The organism is Halobacillus sp. AWH4_228, assembly GCF_056158365.1.
Genome location: NZ_JBSWTE010000001.1, coordinates 3,652,792 through 3,677,466, shown reverse-complemented (window position 1 = coordinate 3,677,466; position 24,675 = coordinate 3,652,792). Strand labels below are relative to the sequence as shown.

Annotated in this window: 21 protein-coding genes; all 21 read left to right on the top strand. The window is 37.7% G+C overall.

All coding sequences use genetic code 11. The features are described 5' to 3' along the window. Positions 1 to 306: 306 nt before the first annotated feature. The 21 genes from ACXADP_RS18875 (at position 307) to ACXADP_RS18775 (ending at position 24,657) form a co-directional block, all read left to right on the top strand. Positions 307 to 738 carry a hypothetical protein gene (locus tag ACXADP_RS18875; RefSeq protein WP_474972209.1) on the top strand — a complete coding sequence of 144 codons (432 nt, stop codon included), beginning with the start codon at positions 307 to 309 and terminating at the stop codon, positions 736 to 738. 74 nt (positions 739 to 812) lie between these two features. Continuing rightward, entirely contained in the window at positions 813 to 1,007 is a 195-nt protein-coding gene (locus ACXADP_RS18870) for a hypothetical protein (RefSeq protein ID WP_474972208.1), read from the top strand. A 15-nt stretch (positions 1,008 to 1,022) separates the two neighbouring features. Further along, positions 1,023 to 1,286: a hypothetical protein gene (locus ACXADP_RS18865; protein WP_474972207.1), complete on the top strand. Its 264-nt coding sequence runs from the start codon at positions 1,023 to 1,025 to the stop codon at positions 1,284 to 1,286. Positions 1,287 to 1,300: 14 nt separating this feature from the next. After that, complete coding sequence (locus ACXADP_RS18860) at positions 1,301 to 2,410, top strand: hypothetical protein (RefSeq protein WP_474972206.1); 1,110 nt, start codon at positions 1,301 to 1,303, stop codon at positions 2,408 to 2,410. A 13-nt stretch (positions 2,411 to 2,423) separates the two neighbouring features. Further along, positions 2,424 to 4,913 carry a VirD4-like conjugal transfer protein, CD1115 family gene (locus tag ACXADP_RS18855; RefSeq protein WP_474972205.1) on the top strand — a complete coding sequence of 830 codons (2,490 nt, stop codon included), beginning with the start codon at positions 2,424 to 2,426 and terminating at the stop codon, positions 4,911 to 4,913. A gap of 36 nt (positions 4,914 to 4,949) precedes the next feature. Continuing rightward, positions 4,950 to 6,851: a pLS20_p028 family conjugation system transmembrane protein gene (locus ACXADP_RS18850; RefSeq protein WP_474972204.1), complete on the top strand. Its 1,902-nt coding sequence runs from the start codon at positions 4,950 to 4,952 to the stop codon at positions 6,849 to 6,851. A gap of 26 nt (positions 6,852 to 6,877) precedes the next feature. Further along, the gene (locus tag ACXADP_RS18845; RefSeq protein WP_474972203.1) at positions 6,878 to 7,195 is read left to right on the top strand and encodes a DUF5592 family protein; all 318 of its coding nucleotides are present in this window, start codon (positions 6,878 to 6,880) and stop codon (positions 7,193 to 7,195) included. Further along, positions 7,185 to 7,391, top strand: coding sequence for a hypothetical protein (locus tag ACXADP_RS18840; RefSeq protein ID WP_474972202.1), 207 nt, complete (start codon positions 7,185 to 7,187; stop codon positions 7,389 to 7,391). The genes ACXADP_RS18845 and ACXADP_RS18840 overlap by 11 nt, the downstream gene beginning before the upstream one ends. Continuing rightward, positions 7,392 to 8,051, top strand: coding sequence for a hypothetical protein (locus ACXADP_RS18835; protein ID WP_474972201.1), 660 nt, complete (start codon positions 7,392 to 7,394; stop codon positions 8,049 to 8,051). It abuts the gene before it with no gap. Between the two features lie 3 nt (positions 8,052 to 8,054). Continuing rightward, complete coding sequence (locus ACXADP_RS18830; protein WP_474972200.1) at positions 8,055 to 9,977, top strand: VirB4 family type IV secretion system protein; 1,923 nt, start codon at positions 8,055 to 8,057, stop codon at positions 9,975 to 9,977. A 2-nt stretch (positions 9,978 to 9,979) separates the two neighbouring features. Continuing rightward, positions 9,980 to 11,080: a lysozyme family protein gene (locus ACXADP_RS18825; protein ID WP_474972199.1), complete on the top strand. Its 1,101-nt coding sequence runs from the start codon at positions 9,980 to 9,982 to the stop codon at positions 11,078 to 11,080. A gap of 15 nt (positions 11,081 to 11,095) precedes the next feature. Next, positions 11,096 to 11,674 carry a hypothetical protein gene (locus ACXADP_RS18820; protein ID WP_474972198.1) on the top strand — a complete coding sequence of 193 codons (579 nt, stop codon included), beginning with the start codon at positions 11,096 to 11,098 and terminating at the stop codon, positions 11,672 to 11,674. Continuing rightward, on the top strand, positions 11,671 to 12,534 hold the full coding sequence (locus ACXADP_RS18815; RefSeq protein WP_474972197.1) for a hypothetical protein: 864 nt from the start codon (positions 11,671 to 11,673) through the stop codon (positions 12,532 to 12,534). The genes ACXADP_RS18820 and ACXADP_RS18815 overlap by 4 nt, the downstream gene beginning before the upstream one ends. A 251-nt stretch (positions 12,535 to 12,785) precedes the next feature. Beyond that, a complete protein-coding gene (locus ACXADP_RS18810; protein ID WP_474972196.1) occupies positions 12,786 to 13,043 on the top strand; it encodes a hypothetical protein in 258 nt (85 codons plus the stop codon). Then, on the top strand, positions 13,040 to 14,203 hold the full coding sequence (gene mobP2 / locus ACXADP_RS18805) for a MobP2 family relaxase (protein ID WP_474972195.1): 1,164 nt from the start codon (positions 13,040 to 13,042) through the stop codon (positions 14,201 to 14,203). The genes ACXADP_RS18810 and mobP2 overlap by 4 nt, the downstream gene beginning before the upstream one ends. A 10-nt stretch (positions 14,204 to 14,213) precedes the next feature. Beyond that, a complete protein-coding gene (locus tag ACXADP_RS18800) occupies positions 14,214 to 14,642 on the top strand; it encodes a hypothetical protein (protein ID WP_474972194.1) in 429 nt (142 codons plus the stop codon). A 39-nt stretch (positions 14,643 to 14,681) separates the two neighbouring features. Continuing rightward, positions 14,682 to 14,963 (top strand): hypothetical protein, encoded by a 282-nt coding sequence (locus ACXADP_RS18795; RefSeq protein ID WP_474972193.1) that lies wholly within the window; start codon positions 14,682 to 14,684, stop codon positions 14,961 to 14,963. Continuing rightward, the gene (locus tag ACXADP_RS18790) at positions 14,950 to 16,437 is read left to right on the top strand and encodes an ImmA/IrrE family metallo-endopeptidase (protein ID WP_474972192.1); all 1,488 of its coding nucleotides are present in this window, start codon (positions 14,950 to 14,952) and stop codon (positions 16,435 to 16,437) included. The genes ACXADP_RS18795 and ACXADP_RS18790 overlap by 14 nt, the downstream gene beginning before the upstream one ends. Positions 16,438 to 16,497: 60 nt before the next feature. Next, a complete protein-coding gene (locus ACXADP_RS18785) occupies positions 16,498 to 17,433 on the top strand; it encodes a toprim domain-containing protein (RefSeq protein WP_474972191.1) in 936 nt (311 codons plus the stop codon). A gap of 145 nt (positions 17,434 to 17,578) precedes the next feature. Continuing rightward, on the top strand, positions 17,579 to 21,217 hold the full coding sequence (locus tag ACXADP_RS18780; RefSeq protein WP_474972190.1) for an Eco57I restriction-modification methylase domain-containing protein: 3,639 nt from the start codon (positions 17,579 to 17,581) through the stop codon (positions 21,215 to 21,217). 14 nt (positions 21,218 to 21,231) lie between these two features. Continuing rightward, complete coding sequence (locus ACXADP_RS18775; RefSeq protein WP_474972189.1) at positions 21,232 to 24,657, top strand: helicase-related protein; 3,426 nt, start codon at positions 21,232 to 21,234, stop codon at positions 24,655 to 24,657. Positions 24,658 to 24,675: the final 18 nt, after the last annotated feature.

Below are 24,675 nucleotides of genomic sequence, written 5' to 3'. Positions count from 1 at the left end.
GTGCGTGTTACTCGAAACGCATCTAGTGACCGGCTAAGCGTTATATCAACGATGGTTTTTGTATTTAAAGTGAGGGTCTACTGATGAAACTCTTAATATTAAAACCTAGATATATAAAGTTCTTCGTATATGCTAGAAACGTTGTGCTTTGCAGTACACTATAATCATTAGTGAATGCTGCATAGGGTTGATTGTATCTTGCCAAAAACAATCTTTAAACCATCAAGATAATCTTCCAAATCATGGATTTATATTTAAGTAGGTGTTAGAATCGTTATACAAATCACTTGAGAGGAGATTGATCTGATGGCAAAGTGTTGGATCGGTGGTTTGACTGGATTTGTTATGGTTCTAATCCTGGTTGGTTGCGGGTCACAAGGAGCCACAGGTCAAGTCGAGTCTTTATCACCAGGGGAACTAAGCGAATATATTGAAGGCAATGATGAAGCTTTTATATTGCTTAATAATACGGAAGATAAAAAAGAGCGAACAGATAATATTTCATTAGTTGAGAAAGAAATTGATGAAATTAGTGTAAAAGAAATTAATGCTAAGTCAGATGAAATGTTGGATAAGGATTTGAAACCTAGAGACTTAGGACTCAAGGATATTCAATTCGAGACTCTAGGTTTTTATGAAAATGGAATTTTGAAAAAGTATGTTTCTCTGAGGGATGTTGATTATTCCTCAACTGGTGAGAAAGAAGATGCATTAGAAAAATTCATAAAAAATAATTAATCGTGATAGAAGTGATCTTTTAATAGGTCGCTTCTTTTTTTATGGACGAAAACCTTGAAAGGGGGTGAATGTTAATGGGCGTTACTAATCGTGAACTTAAGCAATCAAAAGACTTAGTTCAGACGTTGCTGACCATCCAAGACATTTCTTACAATGATTGGCTTCATGAAAAGCACCAAGACTACATTCAACAAAACCAAGATGTCGTTATGAAGTCATTGCTCCATTACCAAGGGGTGGATGAAGAAAACAAGAACAAAAATATTTAATAAGGGGAGATTTTAATGAAGTACTTTACAGATTATTCCATGCTTGCTGCCATTAGTAATTTACAATCTACTGGGGCATCAATTCTAACCGCCATGCAGCTTTTGGGTATTATCTCGGCTGCCATTGCTTTTGGTATAGGAGCCTACCATCTTATATGGGGGGGAGTTAGAGGCCGCCAAAGCTCTATCGTGTGGTTCATTGGTGGTGCCGTTGGACTTGTCGTTCTAATGGGAGCTACAGCTATCGCTGAATACATTGATAGTCAGGTGATCTTTTAAAGGAGTGTAGGTTCATGAGGGTATTATTCACATCAAAAATGGATGGTGAAATTTCGAGCTTTCACCCTTATTCCTTCCAGGAAATTGTCGTTCTAACGGCAGAATTGGATGCTAAATTAAAGAAGAAAAATGCCAAGCCAATTCTGCTAGATTTCATGATATTTAATGAAGAAGGAGACAAGCTGTACAACGGCTCATATGAAATGGGAGCAGAAGGGACATCAAATATTTATGAGCATGTTTGTGAAAAGCTTTTACAGCTACCCATGGAAAATAAAAATGAAGAAACAAAAAGGGATGTCTTCCTTCAACAATTAACTTCTAACACACCAGCATCTTATCAAATTGATATGACAGAAGTATTGAAAGCGAAGGAAGTACAAAACTCGAGTTGGAAGCAACTTGGTCACCGTGGCAAAATTTTTGTGAGTGTGATCAGCACCACATTAATGGTGGCTATAGTTACATCCATTACTCTATTTATACTTCTAAGCAATCAAGGCAAAGACCTAAAAGCCACGACACAAGAGCTGGAAAAAATGGAGAATGTAAAAACGGCTTATGAAGGTTACTGGACAGGTGATCAGAAAAAAGCTGTTGATCAGTTACAAGGAATGGAAACCTTAACGGAATTGGAGCGCCAAACATTGCTTCATTTTCTTGTGGAACTTAAAAAGTATGATCAAGCTTTGCAATATGTAGGAAAGGAAAACACTTCTTCACTGGCTGAGCAAGTCATGAAAGTTCATGGTCTGGAAGAGTTGATTTCCTTTCAAGAAGCTTATCCAAGTCCTTTGGGTGAATTTAAAATAGCCTTTCATAATGGGGAATACAAACAGGCGGTGGATATTCAAGATATGGCGATGTCTCCTGAACTGTATAAACAAAAGGGGATCGCTTATTTGAGGCTTGATCAATTGGAAGATGCAAAAAAGATGGCCAGTGAAGCGAAAAATGATGAACTGAATAAAAAGATTAATGAGTATCAAGAAATTGAGGAACAGTTGACTAAGATAAATAGCCAAATAGAAACAGAGAAAAAATCAGAAGATCAAAATCAATCTAAAATCGATTCGCTTAAGGAACAACAAGATGAGCTGGAGAGCCAAAAGAACAATATATAAGAGGGTGATTCATTTGAAATCAGTCATTGCTAAAAAACAGGTGCTTATTCTCCTAAGCATCTGTTTTTTTATATCCACGATGCTGGTCAGTACTTTCGTATGGAATTTGGGATATGCCATGTGGTCAACCTTAAAGACTTTCCCAGAATTCAGTGAACCAATAGAATTTAAAGCTTCATTTTTGACAGATTTTCATATGCAAGAACAACCTCTCTACTATGGAATAGCGTCCTTAATCGGCTTAGTCGGTATAGCCCACATGATTTACAAACTTAGAAGTAACTTTAAACCCGTAGGCACGGACGAAAAAGGTTCCCAGAGATTTGCAACGAGAAAAGAAATTCAACAACAGTACAAGGCCATTCCTGATCGAAAACACCCATATAAAGGTCAAGGAGGACCTGTGTTATCTAGAAAAGGGGACAAAGCTTTTATTGATCCGTCGCCTGTCAATAATTTGATTATTGGTACGACAAGGAGTGGTAAGGGCCAAACCTATGTGATTCCAACCATAGATGCTTACTCTCGTGCTGAACATCAGCCTTCTTTAGTCATCAATGACCCTAAAGGGGAGTTATTTGCTTCTAGCCGGGAGACGCTGGAGAGAAGAGGGTATGAGGTTGAGGTTTTAAACTTAATGAATCCAATGCAAAGTATGAGCTTCAATTTGCTAGAGTTGGTTAAACAATCTTATAAGGATGGGGATTATTCTACAGCCCAAACGCTTTGCGAAACCATTACTCATATGCTTTACCACAATCCGAACGCTAAAGAACCCATGTGGGATGATTCAGCTAAATCACTTGTGAATGCGATGATTCTTGCGGTTACAGAGAAAAGCATAACTGAAGGGATGGAAGAGAAAATTACGATGTACACGGTTGCCAACATGCTCTCAGAGTTAGGGACTAGAAATGAGATGGATGAAGATGGCCAAGAGTACAATGCATTGGATCAATTTTTCCAAGAACTACCCCAATCACATGTAGCGAAAGGTCAATATGCAACGAGTAATTTTTCCAAAGGGAATACTCGATCAAGCATTTTTACGACAGCGATGAATGGATTGACGAAGTTTACAATGAGTGAAACAGCTAAGATGACAGCTAAAAACTCTTTAGATTTAAAAAGAGTGGGATTCGGTCAAAGTATTAAGGGGCGAGGTGATCCTTTTTCCAAAGTGATGATTTCATTCCCGGATGGATCATCTGAAATCAATCAATCAGGTGAGAGTGGGACATGGACCATTAACTTTAAAACCTCACTAGAAGCCGGAGATCATTTAGTTATTTCTCAAGACTCGGCTCCTGGTACTTCAAAAGATAAAGAAGTTCAAAAGGATAGTTCGACAATTCGGATTGACAAAGTAGATGAGGAAACGGGCAAAGTTAATTTTTCTTATCCCTCTGCCAGCAGCACTTTGGAAGTAAAAGAAATTACTTACTCCACTAAGCCTATTGCTGTGTTTATGGTTACACCCGATTATGATACGTCTACTCATGCTATACCGTCTATTTTCGTTAGCCAATTGTATTATGTATTATCAAAAAATGCAGCCATTGCTAAAGGACAAAAATGCTTACGAGAAGTGGTCTTCATGTTAGATGAGTTTGGGAATATGCCTGCGATAGCAGATATGGAAAATAAAATAACGGTATGTTTGGGAAGAAACATTCGTTTCCACTTAGTTGTTCAATCCTATGCTCAATTGAAAGACTTGTATGGAGAAGATGGACAAGCGACCATCCGAGGTAACTGCGGGAATGAAATTTATATATTGAGTGCTGACTATGATTCAGCTTCCTATTTTTCTTCTAAGTTAGGAAAGAAAACGTTAAATACTCAAACGCGGTCTGGTTCTAACTTTTCCCTGGATAAGTCGAAAACGGAAAGTACGGAGGGAAGAGACCTTCTAACGGCCAATGAACTGCAGGAATTAGAGGAAGGAGATACGGTAGTACGCCGAGTATTATTACGACGTGATAAGAGAGGACGAAAAATTCGTGCCTTTCCTATTTATAATACAGGAAAGTACAGTATGAAATATGCTCACACGTATCTTAGTTCAGAATTCCGTCCAGGGCGATCGATCACGGAAGAGGAGATTTCTACTCCACACCGCCATGTTCATCCAGCAGAATTAGTTATTGATTTCCAAACTGACTATTCTAATAAAGCACAGACAGAAGAGGCGGCAGAGGATATGGAAAATCAATCGCAAAATGGACCATTTAGTGATTCAAATCTATCTACGGAATGGTGGAGGAAGGAAAAAGTCGGAGAGTTCTTCGATAAAAGCACATTTTCACTGATCCATCAGCAAATTGCTCCTCATTTAGAACACAGTGAGGAGGAAATGAATGAGGAACCTATGGAAGCTTTTCTTTATAACTTAAAGCTTTTGGGCGATCATGAAGAAATTAACCGACAAGTGTATAGTCATATTCGCAAACAAATAGATAAGTTAATTGAAGAAAAGGGGACACCAGTGGAGCAGGGATGAAAAATGGAGAAATAAAATAGTAAAGGTGGTGATGGAGTGTCCGATGAAGAGTTGTTAGAGATATTGATAAGATTTTCCGAAGTCTTATCAACGAATAATATCTTTACATCTGGGTTAAGGATCGTAGGGTGGGGAACGATATTATTCTTGAAAATGATTGTTGATGGTTTAGAAGGAATGGTTGATCAGGTCTTAACCTTAACGGACTTCTTTTTGAGCGAACCTGTGACTAACTTTCTAGAAACCATCCAGCCTGTTCTCTATATTCTACTGGCCCTCTCATTGGGAATGATCGGGTTTCGATTAATCTTTAATAAAGAAAAGAATCGATCTGACATTCCAATGAACCTATTTATATCCATCATGACGATTACCCTTCTGTCTTTTGGAATGGGGGAAGTAAATGAATTTACTGGAGATGCAATGGAAGTAGCGAAAGTACAAACAGATTCTTTTACCACCTCTGATCGTGTAATGGAAGACCATATTACAGATATTTCTGTTTATGATGAATATGGATGGGAAAATCCAGAAGTAGAAAACCGGCACCATGTTGCTCCTAGTAATATTGATAAAATTTCTATAAATGAGATGATGACTAAGGAATTCGAAAAAGCAAATGGTGACCAACTGACATCTAAAGGGAAAGAAATTTTAATGAATAAGGTAGGATTAGAATCAAATGGCGAAGAAGGGCTTGTTGAGTTAGGAAAAAGTGGTCTGTTTGATTTCCTTCCAGAAAATTATTACAGGTGGCATGTAGATTGGTTTACTGCCATCGTAACTCTTTCCGTTATGGCTTTTACCATGATATTAATATCGATTAAAGTAGCCAAGCTCTGTTTTGAGCTTGGCTTTAATCATATCGTGGCCTTAATCATGGCCTATGCAGATATTTCGACGGGCCAGCGATTGAAAGCGATCATTAAGAATATTGGAAGCATTTTTGCTTCGCTTATCATGATTTTCTTAAGTCTTCGTGTGTATATGTATTACACAACTTTTATAAATAATAACCTTGAAGGACTAGGGTATCTGATTGCTTTAATTGCAGGAAGTTTGGCTGTCATTGATGGTCCTAATATCGTGCAAAAACTCTTTGGAATTGATGCTGGATTGAAAAATGCCTGGCATGTGGCGATGGGTGGTTACCTAGCTTCTAAAACACTCGGACCTCCCGTGAAGAAAGCTGCAGGAGCTATTACAAGTGGTGGTGTATCAGCCTTGATGAATACAGGTGCCGGGACAGCTGGTGCGGTCGCTGGTATCTATGGACGCAAAGATGAGAGGAAATCTAAGACAAATGGAAAAAGTGATTCATCATCAACTGAAGAAAATAGAAGTCAAGGAAATAGAAAAAAACAAGAGCCAAGTCCAATGAGATTCAATCAGGAAGGGCAAAAAGGTTCGTTGGGAGGAAAAGAAGTTAGAAGTCCGGAGGCAGGAAATCGTTCATCCAGCTTTGAAACTCAGGGTCAGTCCCATCCTTCTTCTCAGAAAGAGTCCTCTATGAACACTACAAAAGAAGATTCCCCAGGAGGATTGGACGTACCGTCATCGAACCAAAGCAATGAGCAACCTATATATACTCAACCTAAGAAAGATAAAAAACAAGAGAAAGATATAGGTAGTAGTGAAACAGGAAGCGCACGTTTAGATGCAAACGATAATGAACCTAAGGAAGAGACAAACCAAATAGCTGCAAGCACAAAAACAGAAACATCAGATACAAAAGCTCCACAAAGTACAGATGATATTCCTATGCCGAATCAATATAGAACAGAGCAGCGAACTTTAGGAGGATATATGAAAGATCGAATGGGGGAGCGATTCACTAATAATCCTAAGGTTCGAAGTGCAAAACGGACGTATAACTTATCTCGAAACACTACGGAGAACTGGATAAATAAAATTAAGAAACGCGGGCCTGAGTCTTAACTTGGTCCGCGTTTTGTTATGAAGGAGTGTTTTTATTGCAATACAAGATACCATCCGAAATTGGAAGTGAGTTGAAGATCAACCGTCTATTTTATCTTACAGACTTACTTGTGGTACTCATCTTAGGCGGCATAGGCTTTACATTCCGATATGTCGTTCATTCTTCATTCGTTTGGTACTATGCGATTTTTTGGATCATATTGATGGTTGCTTGGTTGATCCGACCCAAAACGAATCCTAAACTTCGTATGGTCAAAGCCTTATTCTTAGCTGTCACAAGGGACCGAATTGCTTATTGTGCCATTGATAAAAAAGAAAGGGAGGATGGTAGGGATGGTGATTAAATTTGAAGAGTTAAATGATGAAGAATATGCGTTTCAAAAGTTTAAGGCGCTTCTTGATGAACAGATTGGGCGAGACTTAACAAAAATAGAAGCACGGAAGATTCGTTGGTTGTCTGGATGGGAGCATGAGACGGTCGGCGTATTTTTTGACCTGATTCATGAAGTAGCAGGAAAGAAAAGTGAGGGAGGACTTTAAATGAAGAAGAATAAGAAAGACCACCCTTTCTTTAAAGAAGACAGTTCCGAAAAAATGGCTCTTTTTGATGAACGAAAAACTACTGAGAAAAACAAGAAGCTGCAAAGGTCGAACGCTAAAAATAAAAAGAGAGAGATGGCCATTCCATCCATAGCTGAGATTCTTCCCATTCAGGACATGACCGAGGAAGGATCCTTTCAATTAAAAGGAGATGGGGGCTATATGGACGTGGTACAACTTCAGAGTAAGGATATTTATTCTCCATCTACCCAGGAAACCGAATACGACATCATGAAGATGGCTAAGTTCTTTCAATCATACGCGCCGGATATCAAGATCGTATCTATGAATTTTCCGGTTAATATGAAAAAACAACTGGATGCGATTAATTACAAGATTGCTCAAAACAAAGCGCCTATCTATGAGCGCTTTTTAATTAGAAAAAGAGAGGAGCTGCATTTTTTAGAGACCTACCGGACGAATAGAGAATTTTATTTATATATTTACGCGACTAGCCTTAAGCAGCTTGCTGAGTATAGAAACAATTGTCGGCGTTATCTTGGACGAGTCGCTCCGGTCATTGAGTTAACCGATGAAAAGAAGATTGATTTGCTCTATAAGCTATACAATCAAAATTCTAAATTAGAAAAGAGGGGTTAAGGAATGTTTTCATTTCTAAAAAAGAAAAGTGATGCCGAAGAAACACAAGAAAAAGGATATAACCCTTTCTTACTGGCCCATATCCAACCGCAAGGAGGAATTAAATTTCACGAAACCTTTACCCGGAAAGGAGATGGTTATGAAGTTTGTGTCCATGTCTATTCCTTCCCTAAAAATGTTTCAGACTTTTGGTTAGAGCCTATTTTCAATATGGAGAATGTCATTACTACGATGGATATTGTCTCTGACGATCGTTACAAAGTTCGAGATGGATTAAACAAAGGGATGGCTGAACAGAGTTCCAGAATGATTAATGAAAAAGATAATGCAGGCATTATTGAAGCGCAAAATAACTACGATGATTTGCGGCAGCTATATAATCAGGTCTCTGAAGAAGGAGAAATCATAAAGCGTGTTCATCTTAGGCATTATGTAAGTGCACCAACAAGAGAAGAGCTGGAAGACAAAGTGAAAGTTGTCTTATCGACTTTACAGGACGAAAATTTTCGAGGATCCATCTTCTTAAACGAACAGGAATTTGAATGGAGATCACTACTCACGAATTATACAGAACAATCCACTTATCGAAACAAGAGGGAAGGTCACCCGATACCCGCACTAGGGTTAGCAGGTGGCTTTCCTTTTCATTTTACTAGCTTAAATGATCCTTACGGTACATTCTATGGAACGACACTTACCGGAGGAAACGTCGTCTTTGATCTTTTTCATAGAGATCAGCAGCGTAAGAGTTATAACGGAGTCATGGTCGGAGCGATGGGCGCAGGGAAATCTACCACGCTTAAGAAAATCATGCTGGATAATGCGATTAAAGGATATAAGGTCCGGACGTTTGATGTCACAGGAGAATTTGTGGAGTTAACGGAAGCCTTAGGTGGGAAGCAGATTGCTCTCGATGGTTCAGATGGGGTCATCAATCCTTTGCAGGTGTATCGAACGGCAGAGGACGAATATACGTCCTTTACTCAGCATTTATCCAAATTGACAACATTCTATAAATTCTTAGCACCTGAAGCGAATGATAGTGAATTGAAAGAATATGAAAATCTATTAAGAAAGCTCTATGAAAAGCTTGGCTTATGGAACGATGATTCAAAATCAAATATAACCGAACTTTCTGTCCATGAGTACCCTATCTTTACCGATTTTCTTGCCTTTATAGAAGAACAACTCTATGAAAATATCAAGGAAGGGAAGCAAAAAGAGAAGTTGAGTCAGGAAAGGAAACGACGCCTGGAAAGCATCGAATTAAACATACGTAACCTTGTAGAGACTTACGCGCATCTCTTCAATGGAGTATCAACCATCGAACACTTTGATGAGCAACAGGTCGTTACTTTTACCCTTAGGGGCCTATCGCAAATGAGGGCAGAGGTTTTCCAAGCGCAATTGTTTAATGTACTCAACCTCCTATGGGACTCCATGCTAACGAACGGTTCACCTCAGTTTGATGCCTATAATCGAGGAGAATTAGCTTTTGAAGACGCTGTACGCTATCTCATCTTGATGGATGAAGCTCACCACATCATTAATACAAAGAAGAAAAGTGAGAGTGCTCTAGATTTTCTTACAAAGTTTAGCCGAGAGGCCAGGAAGTATTTTGGTGCTCTCCTCTATGCCAGTCACACCATTCGTGATTTTGTTCCTGAGGGTTCGGATCAAAGTATGGTAGAGGAAATTAAGAAGCTTTTTGAACTGACACAATACAAGATTATTATGCAGCAGGATAGTAACAACTTAGAGATGATGCAGCAAATATTCATGGGGCAATTAAGCCAAAGTGAATTAAAAGATATCCCTTACCTACAAACAGGGGAGACGATGTTAAGCATCCGTGCGGTTGAAAACATTCGTTTCAAGGTGGAGGTTTCGGACGAAGAATTAGCCTTGTTTGGAGGAGGTGCATAAGGATGCCTTGGTCCCTTCTTCTGGGGTTAGTCCCTCGGAAAGTATGGCTTTGGTTAATTGGTATTCTGGTAGCTCTTTTCCTTCTACAAATGCTTTTGTATGCTTCCGTCATTACAGGGTTGATCGGATATGAAAAGTCTTCCTCTAGTGAGGATGTGAGGTCCGTTGATGTGGTAAATGGAACAGCGCAAATTTCAGCTGCACTAGAAGAGTACCGTCCTCTGTTTGAAGAATATGCTGAAAAGTATGGGGTGTCCAAGTATGTGGAGCTTCTCTTGGCCAAAACGATGCAGGAATCGGGTGGACGTCTGGATGATGTGATGCAAGCAAGTGAGTCACTCGGTCTACCTCCAAACACGATAGAGGATCCCGAAAGAAGTATTAATGTCGGGATCCGATACTTCTCTGAGATGCTGGAGAAAGCAGGGGGAGATATTAAGCTAACCCTCCAAGCTTATAACTTCGGTGGAGGGTTCATTGATTACGCAAACGAACACAACAATGGAGAATACAGCAAAGAGTTAGCGATCGAATTTTCAATAATGAAGTACCAGGAATTGAAGCATACAGGCATGTATTCCTGCATTCGACCTGAGTCGGCAGAAACAGGAGCTTGTTATGGGGATATAGGTTATGTTGAGGCCGTTTTAAGTTACCTTAAAGGCGGAGTTATTGAAGCAGATTTACAACCAACGGGAGATTGGGTTATGCCCGTTGAAGGAGCACTCACACAAACATCTGATTACGGCATGCGCTCAGATCCTTTTGATGGAACACCGGACATGCATAGAGGTATTGATTTTGCTTGTACGAACGCCGTAACGCCTATTCAAAGCGTAGATAACGGTCAAGTGGTTGATGTGGTAAGAAAAAACTCTGGTTATGGAAATAACGTACTTGTGAAACATGAAGAGGGACTTTATAGTCACTATGCTCATTTGTACACGATAAGTGTACAAAACGGGGAGATGATTCAAAAAGGAACAAAAGTAGGCAAGTGTGGTTCGACAGGAAACTCAACAGGTCCCCATCTACATTTCGAAGTTAGGACCAAAAAACAGTATCGTTCTGACGTAAATCCTGCCCCATATCTTGGACTTTAAGAAAGGGGAAAGTTGATGAATAGACGTGTTCTTTTTGGCCTGTTTGTCGTTCTGTTAATCGTTCTCACATTGGTTAATATATATGCTGCACGCACAGCATCGAGTGATGATCTACAGGAAAGCTTGCATCAATTAAAAGTGAAAAACGAAAAGACTATGGAAGAAAAAACTGAATTAAAAGAGATGTTACAACAACAGGAACCTGCTGACATTCAAGCGAGATATGACGCTTTAGTGAAGCAGGTTTCTACGTTTATAGAGGTTGCTTTTAAACAGGATAAAGGGACCTATCAAGAAAGGAAAAAAGAAGCTCACAAGGTGATGAGCAACGATTTAGCTTCAACCTTCTTTCCTACAGAGACCTATAAAGGAGACAGGAAAACGGAGGTGGATGAAGTAGAAATATTCATCAAAACAGGCAATCTCACAAACAATCAAGCTAGCGTATTAGTTAAGTTTAAACACACACTCTATTCTTTGCAGAGTGATCAAAAACAGGTGTCTCCTGTGTTTCTCAGAATAAATGCTCATAGAGAAGAAGGGCACTGGATGATAACAGATTTTGAAGACGTCGAAGAGGAGGGCTATTCATGAAGAAACAAACGAAACACATCACGGAAGGAACCTCAAAAAAATATCTTATTGGACTAAGCGTCATGGCTATGGCGCTTCTTTTTTTCTTGTTTTCTGGTTTTATATTTGGTGATGAAGATCAGAGTAAAGTTCAACAAACGCCTGTCAATGAACCTCTGAACTTACAAGGATCAGGTGAACTTACGATTAAGGACTGGGTTTATAATCCAACGAAAAAGCTGATGGTTGTCACCATAAACATCAATAAATCATCAGCATTATTAGATGAATCCTTGAGCTTTACGGCTCAGGAAAAAGAGCATCCAAAACGCGATCTTCCAACGCACGTAGAGTACAACGATGAAAGCAGATATGTCATTAGTATCCACCAGGTAAGTCCTTCCTTTGATGTCATGGCACTCGATGTTATTAAGGAAGAAAACGCCATGCTATTTCCTGAAAAGAATGATCAAAATTCCCTGAAAGGGGGTGAGGAAAAGAAAGAGCTGGCACGTATTTATACAGATCAACGTAAAGTGGAAATGGACAAACAATTAAACATTTTAACGGAGCAAGAATATGAAGTTGCTGCTGTATCTGAAGAGATCGAAGAGGCTAAAGAAACAATAAAAGAGAAGAAGGCAAGTATTCAAACCATCGATGAACGAATCAAAGAAGTTGATCAAAAAATCGTTGAATTAGAATCAGAGCTTCTTTACGAAACGGAGGAAGAGAAAAAGAATACAGAGGCTAGAATTAATCACCTAGAAAATGAAAAAGATCAGATCAATAAAGAGGCAGCTGAACATGAACTAACCATCCAAACCATCGTTGAAAAGATTGGGATGTTAGAAGAAAAACGAGAGATGATTTCGAACTAAAAAGGGGCGTAGGTTGTGGTAGAGGTCAACACAGGGTCCACACATCTCCTGTGCAGGGACCACACACCAAGGTGAAAACACGAATGGATGTTCCTGTTTTAGCCGCACAGCGACCGCACATCTGGAGATTTTCTTGTTCCCTCGTTTTGCCCGGCTCTGCCGGGATTCACACGTCAAGTGGGAACAAAAACCCCTTATGCTCTTCTCTTTATTCACTAGTTTCAGGGACTTCATCAAAAGGAGTGATTGTAATGGAAGTAAGAATTCGTTATATGGATCCAAAAACTGTTCAACGAATTGACGAACTTGCGGAAGAAAAAGGATTAAGTCGGCAAGAGTTTTTACATGCTCAGTTGCATCAGTTAGCTGTCTTTCGAGAAGAGAACAAGCGTGAACAAAGACTGCAGCAGTTAGTCGATCGAAACATCCAAACGATGGCTCATTGTTATACAGCGATACGAGAAATGAACGATCTCTTGCAGATAGAAGAACCAGGTGAAGAAGCATGAGTGAAACCGTAACGCCTGGGGTGGTTTTAAAAACAAAATTCGTGACCGCGAATAAAAAAGGATTCCAAGATTATGTACAGTATGTGGATCGGGAAGAGGCCAAAGGAAAAGGGGACGCTCATCGGTCCATGTTTAGTTTATATAATCACTATATGGACGATCCAGATAAAACATCTGCTTTGTTTACTCAGCAGTCGGACCATTTATCGGTGGAAGGAAAGCAGGGCATTAAATCTTTGTTTGAACAAGCTCAAAAGAAGAACAGTATCATGTGGCAGGACGTCATTACCTTTGATAACGATTGGCTTCAAAACCGAGGCGTTTATGATTCAAAGACACACACCTTAGATGAAGATGCTTTGAAGCAAGTAACACGGAAATCGATGCAGTCTATGATGAGAAAAGAAGGATTACAAGAGAGTGCTGTCTGGTCAGCGGCTATTCACTATAACACTGATAACATTCACATTCATGTGGCCACCGTCGAACCAAATCCGACTCGTGAACGTGGAAAGCGAAAGCCGAAAACGCTAGACGCGATGAAAAGTGAATTCGTGAATGGATTATTAGATCGAACGCAAGAACGAAATCAAATTAACTCGTTGATCCGTGACCATATGGTGAATGAAAAGAAGGATAATAGCAGCATGAAATGGAGCAATAGAGAAATGAAACCTTTGTTCCTCAACGTATATAATCACTTGCCAAAGGATAAGCGACAGTGGCACTATGGCTATCAAACGCTTAATCCTATTCGACCGAAAATAGATGAACTAGCGACAAGATATTTAGATAAGTATCATGGCAAAGATATGAAGCAGCTGCATGATAAATTGGATCAAGAAGTGAAAGAATTAAAACAGGCTTATGGGGATGGACCGAAGGATAAGAAACGCTATCAACATTATAAACAAAACAAGTTGGATGATCTCTATAAACGATTGGGCAATGCGTTCTTGCAAGAAATGAAACGGTACGATAACCAGCAGTATCCTAGACAAACTACCAATACAAATGTCTCTTATAAGTCCATGCCTTCAGGAATTCAATTGCAACGTTCCTTGAGAAGCATTCAACGTTCGATGGGACAAACGTATGATCAGTTTATCAATGACTTGGATCACCAGAAGTTGGAACGAAAAATCGAAAGAGAAAGGTAGGGGGCCATGAATGAGAAAACGTCAAAATGTCACGTTGCATGAAGAGACAATTGCGTTAATTAAAGAGTATCAGGAACAACACCATATTCGTTATCCTGGTGAAGCTTTAGATCGAATGATTGAAGAGTGGGAAGCACAGAATGCGAAGGAACAATCACAAGAATATCTCATGAGTTTGATGGCTCAACATTTTCAAGACGTGTTTTCTGAAGAGATGAAACGGTTGCGGTTAGCAGCCAATCGAAGCGATAAAAATACACAAGTCCTTCTAGAATTAATGAACGGTTTTGCGATGGATCAGAACTTAGATAGTTGTGTTACCACGCCAATCTTTGAAAGCCAAGCAATGAAGGATGCGAAACAAGCGGTGGAAGAAAGGATCAGTCATCAGCGTCAGAAGAGAATAAGCACAACAGAGACTCAACCAGCATCAAGCTAATGGTATAAATGAGGAATTATTCAACAAAGGAGTGAGGATATGCTTTTATTTAATAGCGATTATGAAGTAGGTGTGTTTAAGCGGTTAAGCGAAAATAATCTGCTCGTGATGGACGTGGGCCGGGAGGAGTATACCTTAACGTTAAGTGATGAGGAAATGGATGATCTTGAGCAGCATTTAGTGAATCAAGAGAACCTACTCATTCCATTTCATAAGAAAACAAAGGAACTGATATTAAACACAGAACCAACTTACGATGAGGAAGAAATGGAAGAACTCATGAACATCAGTGAGGGAGCTGACGATCATGGCGAAGACTAAACATTCCTATAAACAGAAGTCACCGGAAAAGGTTAAAGAGGAGATCGATCGACTGACTGAGGGGATGGAAAAAAGTATTTCAAACCACTTTCATTCTCCTGAACAAATGAAAGAGTATCTAGACTTTATGGGGAAGTTCCATCGGTATTCTCCACGTAATACAGCACTCATTGATTCACAGTTTCCAGGAGCCGAAGCTGTAGGGTCTTACGCCTTCTGGAAAGACAAAGGGTTCTCCGTAAACAAAGGAGAAAAAAGTCTAAAGGTTCTCGTGCCTAACCGATTAGGTAAGCAGTTTCAAGATAAAGAGGGCGAATGGAAACCTTTAAAATATGCAACGAAAACAGAAAAGCAACAAGTCATAGACGGTCAACTCGACAAACGAGATGGCCGTCTTGTTTATTCTACAGGAAGTGTTTTTGATATAGCACAAACGTCTGCGACTCAAAAAGATCTACCTCAAATCTTTCCTAATAAATGGATCGATGGGGAGATTGAAAACTACAGCCAGCTTCGACAAGGAATGGAGGCTATAGCCGATAAAAATAACATTCAAATTGTGAAGCCTTATGAAGAGTTAGGGGCAGCTAAAGGAGTAAGTTACACCGGGCGAGATGAAGTAGCTCTTAATCCGCGTAACTCTGAGCGACAAGATACAAAGACTCTGTTGCATGAACTAACTCATGCCAAGCTTCATACAAAAGAAAACATGAATGACTACACCAAACCGGAGAAAGAATTTCAAGCAGAAATGACAGCTTATACGGTTGCTTCTTATTTCAATATTGATACCAGTGACTACTCGTTAGATTATCTGCATCACTGGACTAAGGACCATGAATTTAAAGACCACGAAAGCTTATTAAAAGAAGTTCAGGTAACCGCTAAAGAATTCATTACAACCATTGAAGAATCTATGGGTCAAGAAAAGGAAGGGGAGAAAGATATGAGTGTTAGAGAACAAAAACATGAAATGGAAGAGGGGAAACAAGAAAGAGAGATTTTACCTTCAGAAAAGCTTCGGGAGATGTACAGAAGCCAGGTGAGCAAGGCTGAGAAGGATAGCGGACCTTTTGGTAAGGAAGAAAAGGCCAAAGAGGAATATTCTCCTCAAAATTTCAAAGACGCTTATAAAAAGGAGCTCATGAACTTTATTGAACCGACAGTCGGAAAAGAATTAGATAAAGAAGAAAACTCAGACCGACAAGAACGTTTGAATCAGATGCGTGCTTTTCAAGAGACTCACAGTAAAGAAGAGGTGTACCAAATTAAAAAGGAATCTCTTCAAGAATTAAAAGAACTACCTTTGACGGATCGTGGAGAGCAACGACTATCTCAAATCGAAAGTAAGCTAGACCGAGAGTTCTATGAAGAGAAAGAAAGCACCACTTCGGAAAAAAAGATTGGAAAGGGGAATAAGGAGGGTTTTCAGCAGAAGGAAAAGCAAAAAGAAAAAGTTGAGGTTGAACGATAGGCAGGGGGTTTTCCTCCCTGTCTTTTTTTATATCTAATCTTAGAGAGGAGGAAGTGCTGCATGGCCAAACATGTAAGCGCGGACCAAGTGGAGGTCGCTCGTAATGTGGATCTCATAGATTATCTTGAGCGTAAAGGAGAACCGTTGAAGAAAGAGGGGAGGTACTATCGACATCAAGTGCATGACAGCTTAGTAATCAAAGATCAAATGTACGCCTGGAATTCTAGAGACGAAAAGGGAGCTGGAGTCATTAACTTTGCCAAAATGTTTTATGGCATGAGCTTTCCGGAAGCTGTTCTGGATCTGAATGCGCAAGGTTATAAAGTGAAAGACAATGTCCAAGAGCAAAAGCCTAAGGAGCCTTATCAATATCCTTCTCATTATGAAGTGAACGATAGGACAAAGGCTAAAGATTATTTAACGAATGAACGGAAGATTCACCCTAAGATTGTGAATTGGCTAGATAATAAAGACTTAATTGCACAGGACAAGCTCGGAAATGTGGTGTTTAAGTGGAAGCAGCAGGGAGAGATCGTAGGGGCAGATCGACAAGGTACTTCTCCTATGAAAGATGGACGAATGTTTAAAGGGATTGATAGGAACAGCCATGGTTCGGCTGGATTTTCGGTTGATATTGGAAAGCCTAATTCCATATACCTTTTTGAAAGCCCAATTGATGCACTATCGTATTGGAGTATTAAGAAAGAGGAGCTTCAAGATACTCGCTTAGTCTCCATGTCTGGGCTTAAGCGACAGACTATGATTGATGAGATTAAACGAATGGGGAGGGAAGGGAACTCAGTTAAACGTATAACCTTCTGTACTGATAATGATAAATCCGGAAATGATTTCACTAATAAGTATACACCTTTACTAACAGAGAAATATTCTAGAATTGATTTACCTAAGTCTAAAGATTGGAATGAAGAGCTTAAAAATAGTTTGATACAACAGAAAGTACAGTTATATGATCAATACATTAATATTTCTCGATGAATACCAAAACTAAATTTTTATTAATTAATACAGAAAAGTGTTTATGGGGTGAAAATTTCCAATACAAGTTAGTTTGTGTGGTTATTTTACTAAAAGCCATTATCAAGGCATAATAAAAGTATATATATTAGATAGGAGATTTAGGATGGAAAAACACAAAGCAGAAGTAATTTCCTTGTTAAATAGCTTAAATGGGGATAAAGAAGGCAGAATAAAAAAGGTTAGTGAATTCTTAGAATTTAATTTAGTTAAGAACCCAGTTAATCCATCTAGCTCTTGGATGATGATGGAGCACCCAGATTTCGAGCAAACAGATCAAGCAATTGTTGCAGCAATCGGTGATGATGACCTAGATGACACTACATCTGTAAGGGAATTAAGGAGACGGTTTAAATTTGTACAGGAGTTGCAAAAAGAAATTAGTGCTTCTTACACCGTACCATTGGCATTGTTCGTGGGTAAAAATAGGATGGTCCTATTTAAAATGTTTTCAGATAACCGGGACGATCGTCTTGATCTTTCAATTGATTCTGTTCAAAGAGTAAGTATTTATGCTACTTATTTTATTGAGAAGCTATCAAGAAAATATATACAGCTAGAAGAAGATGTTTTAGGCCTTGGATATGAAGTTAAAGATATAGATTTGTTATTCGAACGGGAACTCTCAACTCGATTCAATTATGTGATTGAACTTTATAGAAAGAAAATTGCAGAAGCAATAGTATCACTACCGGATTTACGTAATTTATTGATAAATCTAGTTACTCCAGATGCTGGCGTCCTGATAACTGAAGATAGAGTTGAAGAAATGGTTGAACATGACTCTTTTAAAGCTGTAATAGGAAGTGTTGTCGACACAATCGTACTTCGTCAGATACTGCGTCGATTTCTTGAAGCCTATCATGGAGTTGAGCAATTTAACGAGTCTATAGATTTGCGGACTCTTGGCCTTGGAGTTGGGGAAGGTAGGATGGAGGATGTTTTAAATCATTTAGTGGAAGTTTATTTTAAAGATGTCACAGATGATGAATGGAAGAAGGCTGTAAATAAAGAATATCAACCTAAACAACTTGAATTTACTTTATTTTCTCCTGAGGAAGAAGCTATCACGTCTGAAGTTGATTTTAAAAGTACAGAGGATGAACTTGTGTCTTTTTATAAACGGATCCGCCAACAATTCGAATTGGCATATGGAGGAGACTTATTCGCTGGAAGTGTCTCAGAGGTTTCTAATAAGGTAGAGGACGAATTGAATGTAAAGTATCCTAAGTTAATACCAAAATTATGGGCAGATACATCAACAAAACATTATAACTTTCGTTACGAGGATTTATCCCCTAAATTCTTACAAGATCAATATGAACAATCTATGTCAAGGACCATTCAGATTAGATGGGGAGAAGATAAAAACCCAATAGTATTTTATGGAGAAGACACGCAACTCCAAAAGTCTAAAGGAGCTTACTATACGGACGATAGGCTTGTTCAATACATGGTAAAACAAGGTCTTGAACAAGTATTTAGTGAAAGGCTAAACAATTTAAACAGTGCAATTGAGAAAGAAGATCAATTTACATCTGTTGAAAACAAGCTGCAAGAAGTACTATTCTTGCGTGTTATAGATATTACTTGCGGTGGGGGTTCTTTCCTTCGAGGGGCTTTTCAGTACCTTTCAAAAAGTCATGAATCAATTGTTAGGACTACTAAGAAATCTAAGCATTACAAAACCTTATTAGACAAATTTTCAGTCTTAAAAGAGGACTACGAAGGCCAATGTGAATGGGAGAAGCATATTTTAACTAGAATGGTCTATGGCATTGATATTGATTACAAGGCATTAATTATCGCTTCACAAACTTTAACACTGTCAGCATTACGTAATTGGCGTCATGGTGAAAATTTCATGCAACTTATAGGATTGACACTTATTCATCAAAATGCACTTATAACTCCTATACCTTCTGATAAACGCGAGAAGTTTTTTCGCCCATACAAAAAGAAAATAGCTAAATTAGTTAAATTGAGAGAAAGTATTAGGAATGGGAGTAAAGAGGTTGCTTTTGAAGCTGAACAAGTACGTATAGCATTACAATCTGAGTTTAAAGAATCAGCTAGACAGATGCTAGGAGATTTTGCCGAAACCCTTCATGTCGAGGCTCTAGAATTAAATGTTCCTGAAGTCTTTTTTAGTGAAGATGGGGAATGGCTTGATAGTGGCTTTGATGTGACAATAGGAAATCCTCCTTGGGAATCATGGAAATTTAACCCTAATGAATTTTTCGAACAATATATACCTGGTTATAGTAAATTAAAGAAACAGGCAAAACTTCAAAAAGAAAAGCTTTTGTTTTCCCAGCATCCACATATTTCTCAAAAAGAAGAACAAGTAAGAGAAAGATATGCAACTGGAACAAATTATTTTCTTAGATGCGGACATTTTAATTATCAAAAATGGGTTATAAATGGTGAAACTACCCGAGGAGTAGCTAATTTATATAAAATATCTTTGGAAAGGGCTTATCAACTTACAAAAGAAAACGGTGTTGTGTGTTTAGTCCTTACAGCATCTTTAGGTGGTGATCAGGGTTCTACTGGTTTACGGCATCTTCTTTTAAATGAATGTAACTTGCAAGAATATCTTGGCTTTACCAATAAAGAAGGGACCTTTAAAGGGGTAGCTAAAGGGGAGAAATTTGTAGTAGTTTCTTTCTCGAAAGAATTACCGAATAAAAAGCCTTTTAAAGCTTTCTTTGAGAAAACAAGTATTAAAGATGCCTACGATGACTCTATAAAATTTGACTACCCAATTGATTTAGTTAAAAAAGTAGCTCCTGACACTCTTAGCTTAATTGAAGTGAGAAATGAAAGTGAATTTTCATTGGTTAAAAAGATACACCAGTTTGAACCCCTTATGGAAAAATCTCATCCGATTAGATTTAGGAGAGAGTTAAATACTGGTGATGATAGTCATCTCTTTACCCAGGAAGGTGAATATAGAATTGCAGAGGGTAAACATGTAGGAAATTTTATAACCAAAAAAGAGTTTAATTATAAAGTTACTAAGGACGATTACGATAACTTCTGGAGAGGCAAAGAGGAGAAACGTCTGTTAAAGGAATTAGCATTTGGGAAGAATATAACTGTAGCTGAATTAAAAGAAAAGTATAAAGATAAAATAAATCAGGAGCTTTTGAGGCTAGTTGCTCCAGCAGACGAATATCGAATAGGCTTCAGAGATGTATCATACGCTAGTAACTCCAGGACGTTGACTGCGTCTTTAATACCACCAGGAGTTGTAACAGTAGATAGTTTGTATGTGACAATTCCATATACCCTGATCGAAGAACATAGTTTAATTAAATTAAGAAATTTGATTACCCCTAGGGAAATTTTCTATTACACGGGGTTATTAAACTCGTACGTATTAGATTTTGTTATTAAGAAAAAGGTGAAAAGGCACGTTAGTATCTTTTTTATAAATCAGTTAACTATGCCACCTTATAATATATCAAATGATCAACATGAAAAAATCTCTATGTTAACAGCGCTACTATACAAAAATGATGAGAGATTTAATGGAATTACAAGAGCATTTGACTTTGATGCTCATTTATTATCTTTAGATAAAGAATTAGTAATGGCTCAAATCGATGCAATTGTAGCTCACATATATTCACTATCTAGAATTGAATTACTGAATTTATTTGAATCCTTTCCTGATAAAAAACAAGATGGATATAAACAAATGGTAGTAGAGGAATTCGATAAATTAACAAATGAATGAGGAGTGCAATCTAAATGCCCTTACCTCCTGATAAGTATGAAAAGTTACGAAGAGATCGTGTTATTGATAATAGAGAAATAAAACTTTCAAGTGTAATAAACGAACTTTTGCCCTCAACAGAGTACTTGGATATTGCGGTAGGTTATTTTTTCCTTTCTGGTCTAGATTTAATAAAAGAAAAACTTTACGAATTGATGAATGAGCCTACAGCTAGAATACGGATTTTGATTGGGAATAAGACGAATACCTCGACGCTTGCTTTATTAAAGGAAGGATTAACACCTATAAAAGCAACTATGGAAGATGCAAAATATGTGGCTAGCTCTTCTCCTGAGCATTTAATTAACATAGTAAAGTGGATGAATGAAAGAAGAATAGAAGTTAAAGTATATACTGGACCTGCTAATTACTTTCACGCAAAGAGTTATCTTTTTCATACCACTCTTCGTGCTGATCGCTCAGAAGGATATGCCATAGTAGGGTCATCTAACTTTTCAGGTTCAGGCCTAACAGGAAACACCGAATTAAATACAATTTCACAAGATAACTTCTATGCATTGAGTCATTGGTTTCAATCTATTTGGAGTAGTGATGAGGTAGAGGATTTCTCCCCAGAATTACTAAGAGTCGTAAATGAAGCTCTACCTGAAACTTCAAATAACCTAAAGTACTTTATGCCGTCTAGATTCACCTATTTAGAGCTTGCTAAACGTTATGGAAAGTACATTGAACCACCACCCAAAGGCGTTTATATGCAGAGTCTTTATCCACACCAAAAGGTGGGAGTGGCAGAAATCAAAAATAGACTTGATCGATATAATACAGCTATTCTTGCGGATAGTGTAGGTCTTGGAAAAACACGTACTGCTGCTGCTACTATTAAAGCGATGAACAATCCTAAAACTTTATTTATTGTTTCTAAAAAGTTACAAAAACAATGGCGGGAAGAATTAGCTATTGTAGAGAGCAACTTCGATAATATAGGATTTATTAGCAAAGAAGAGCTTTCTAGAAAACAAGCTAATGATTTAAAAGTACTGAGTGGTTACTATGAATTATTTTTAATAGATGAAGGCCATCAAGGCCTTAAAAATTCAAGTACCAAACTTTATAGGAATATTGAATATCTTATAGATTTATCTGAAGATAAAGGTAAGAGCATTAAAGGGCTAATTCTTACAGCAACTCCATGGAATAATAGTAGGAGTGACGTGTTTAACTTAGGAAGATTATTTTTGGATGCTAGGAAAGTATCTGGGGCGAGCGCTTACAATGAATATCTACACTATAGTGTAAAAAAAGCCGCTAAGGCATTTGAACATGATGACGAAGCATTTAAGGAATTTTGGACGGACCTTTTTTTACAAAGAACCAGAAAAACATATGGTGGTAAAGATGTCACTTTTGCAAAGAGAAAATTTCCAACAGTAGAAATAGTGTATGAAACAATAAAAGAAAGGGTTTTTGCTTCAAACTATGAGAGGATAAATGAGTTAGCTTTACCTCACATGAACCCCATCCGTTACATTGGGGAGGGGGATACATTTACTTCTGATAGGTTAAAGCTTTTATTTTTAAAGCGAGCAGATTCTTCATGGAAAGCTTTTGCAAGAACCATTGAGAAATTACAAGAAAAGTTAATTGACTTTCTTAAAGACATAGATTATATACAAAATGCAGCTGATTTTAATAAAGCCTTTAATTCACAGCTTTCAAAGTGGTATAAACTCGATGAACGTTTTGAAGAAGGTCTGTTTTCCTCCCATGATATTGAGGAAGATAGCGAGCTTACAAAATATGAGGTATCTTCAAAAACAAATCGTGCTAGATATGTTAGGAAAATGCTTGAAAAGATTGATTCAATAAAAAAACCCACAGCAAAAAAAATGCTAACTGCTATGAAAAAGGATGCTAATAAGGACATTGAAAAACTTAATGAAATTTATACTGATCTTGGCAGAGCATTTGAGCGTAAAGATGAAAAGTATGAAACAGTACGAGACACCTTATATAGTGAGGTCCACTCAGGAGAAAAAATTTTAATAATAACACAGTTTAGAGACACTGCTATTGATTATTTTACTCGTTTTATAAATGATGAAAAATTAAAAGGCCTACGTATAGGTTTAATAACCGGTAAGACTGAAGATATACGAATCGGGCAAGGTAGTACCATTTACTCGAAAGAGGAGCTCCTTAGACGATTTGCACCAAACTCAAAAAATGCCATTGAATACTTAGGCAGTGAAGAGGAGCTTGATGTAATAATTGGAACAGAAACCTTAAGTACGGGGCAAAATCTTCAAGATGCACGTGTTATTTTAAATTTGGATTTACCATATAACCCAATGGTTTTAGAGCAAAGAATAGGACGAATAGATCGCCCAAGGTCAGATGGTCAAGTAAAACAAATTAAAATATATACTTTTCCATCTATGCCTGTAATTGAATCTGAACTTAGGATGACAGAGCGGTTAAGAGTAAAAATGAGAGGTATATTTGAAGATACAGAATTTGATGATCTTGTATTACCTGAATATGAAGACTTCCTTAATTCTATTCTAAAAAAACGAAGGACTGAATCTGAAGATGTAGAAAAAATGCTAGATAAAACTGTTGATAAACAAGTTGTTAAGATTAACGCTGAATCTCATTCAACCAAACATATAGAGGCAACGAAACGTTTATGGAACTTTATGTTATCTGAGAACAGTATGGTTTTTACTGATAAGTTCATCGATAATAATACATCTTTTAAAATTGAAGGAAAAACTATATTTATTGCAAAAACTATTTTACGTGATGTAAATAATAAAAATATTACAGAGTTCGAGAAGAACTATTCTTTAGTTAACGGGAAATTTATTCCTACTGAATTAGTGGAAGTAGAAAAGGCATGGTATGAGGCATTAAAGGGATATGCTTATTCAAATTCAGAATTAGATGAGAAAAAAGCACAGAGATTAAAGGTAAAAGTAATAGATTCTTTACAAGAATTAACTGAGTATGAAGTAAATGAACATAACAGTAAGATAAGTAATAAGCGTGACCTTGATTCAAAATTAGGTGATAATAAAACTAGCGAAGTTGCCACAGCAATAAGAAAGATGGCTGTTGGGATTAATAAAGAATATATAGTCAAAAAAATGGAAGAAAGCGGTTATCCTAAATCATTGAAATTACTATTAGACTCCTTAAAATACGTTGAGAAAAATGATATGGAATATTCGTATGTGGAAGATTTATATGAAAACATAAACCGTTTATGGGATAATTACGCTATGTACTTTGAGAACTTAACAGATCGTTCTAGGAAAAATACTCCTATGGAAAAACCAATTAATAAAAGAGGCTACATTCAAGCATCTACAGAAAATTCAATTACGAAATGGGTGATCGGTCATATTGGTGTACGAGAAGTAGAAGAAAATTTATTGTAAAAAAATTCATATTGTACT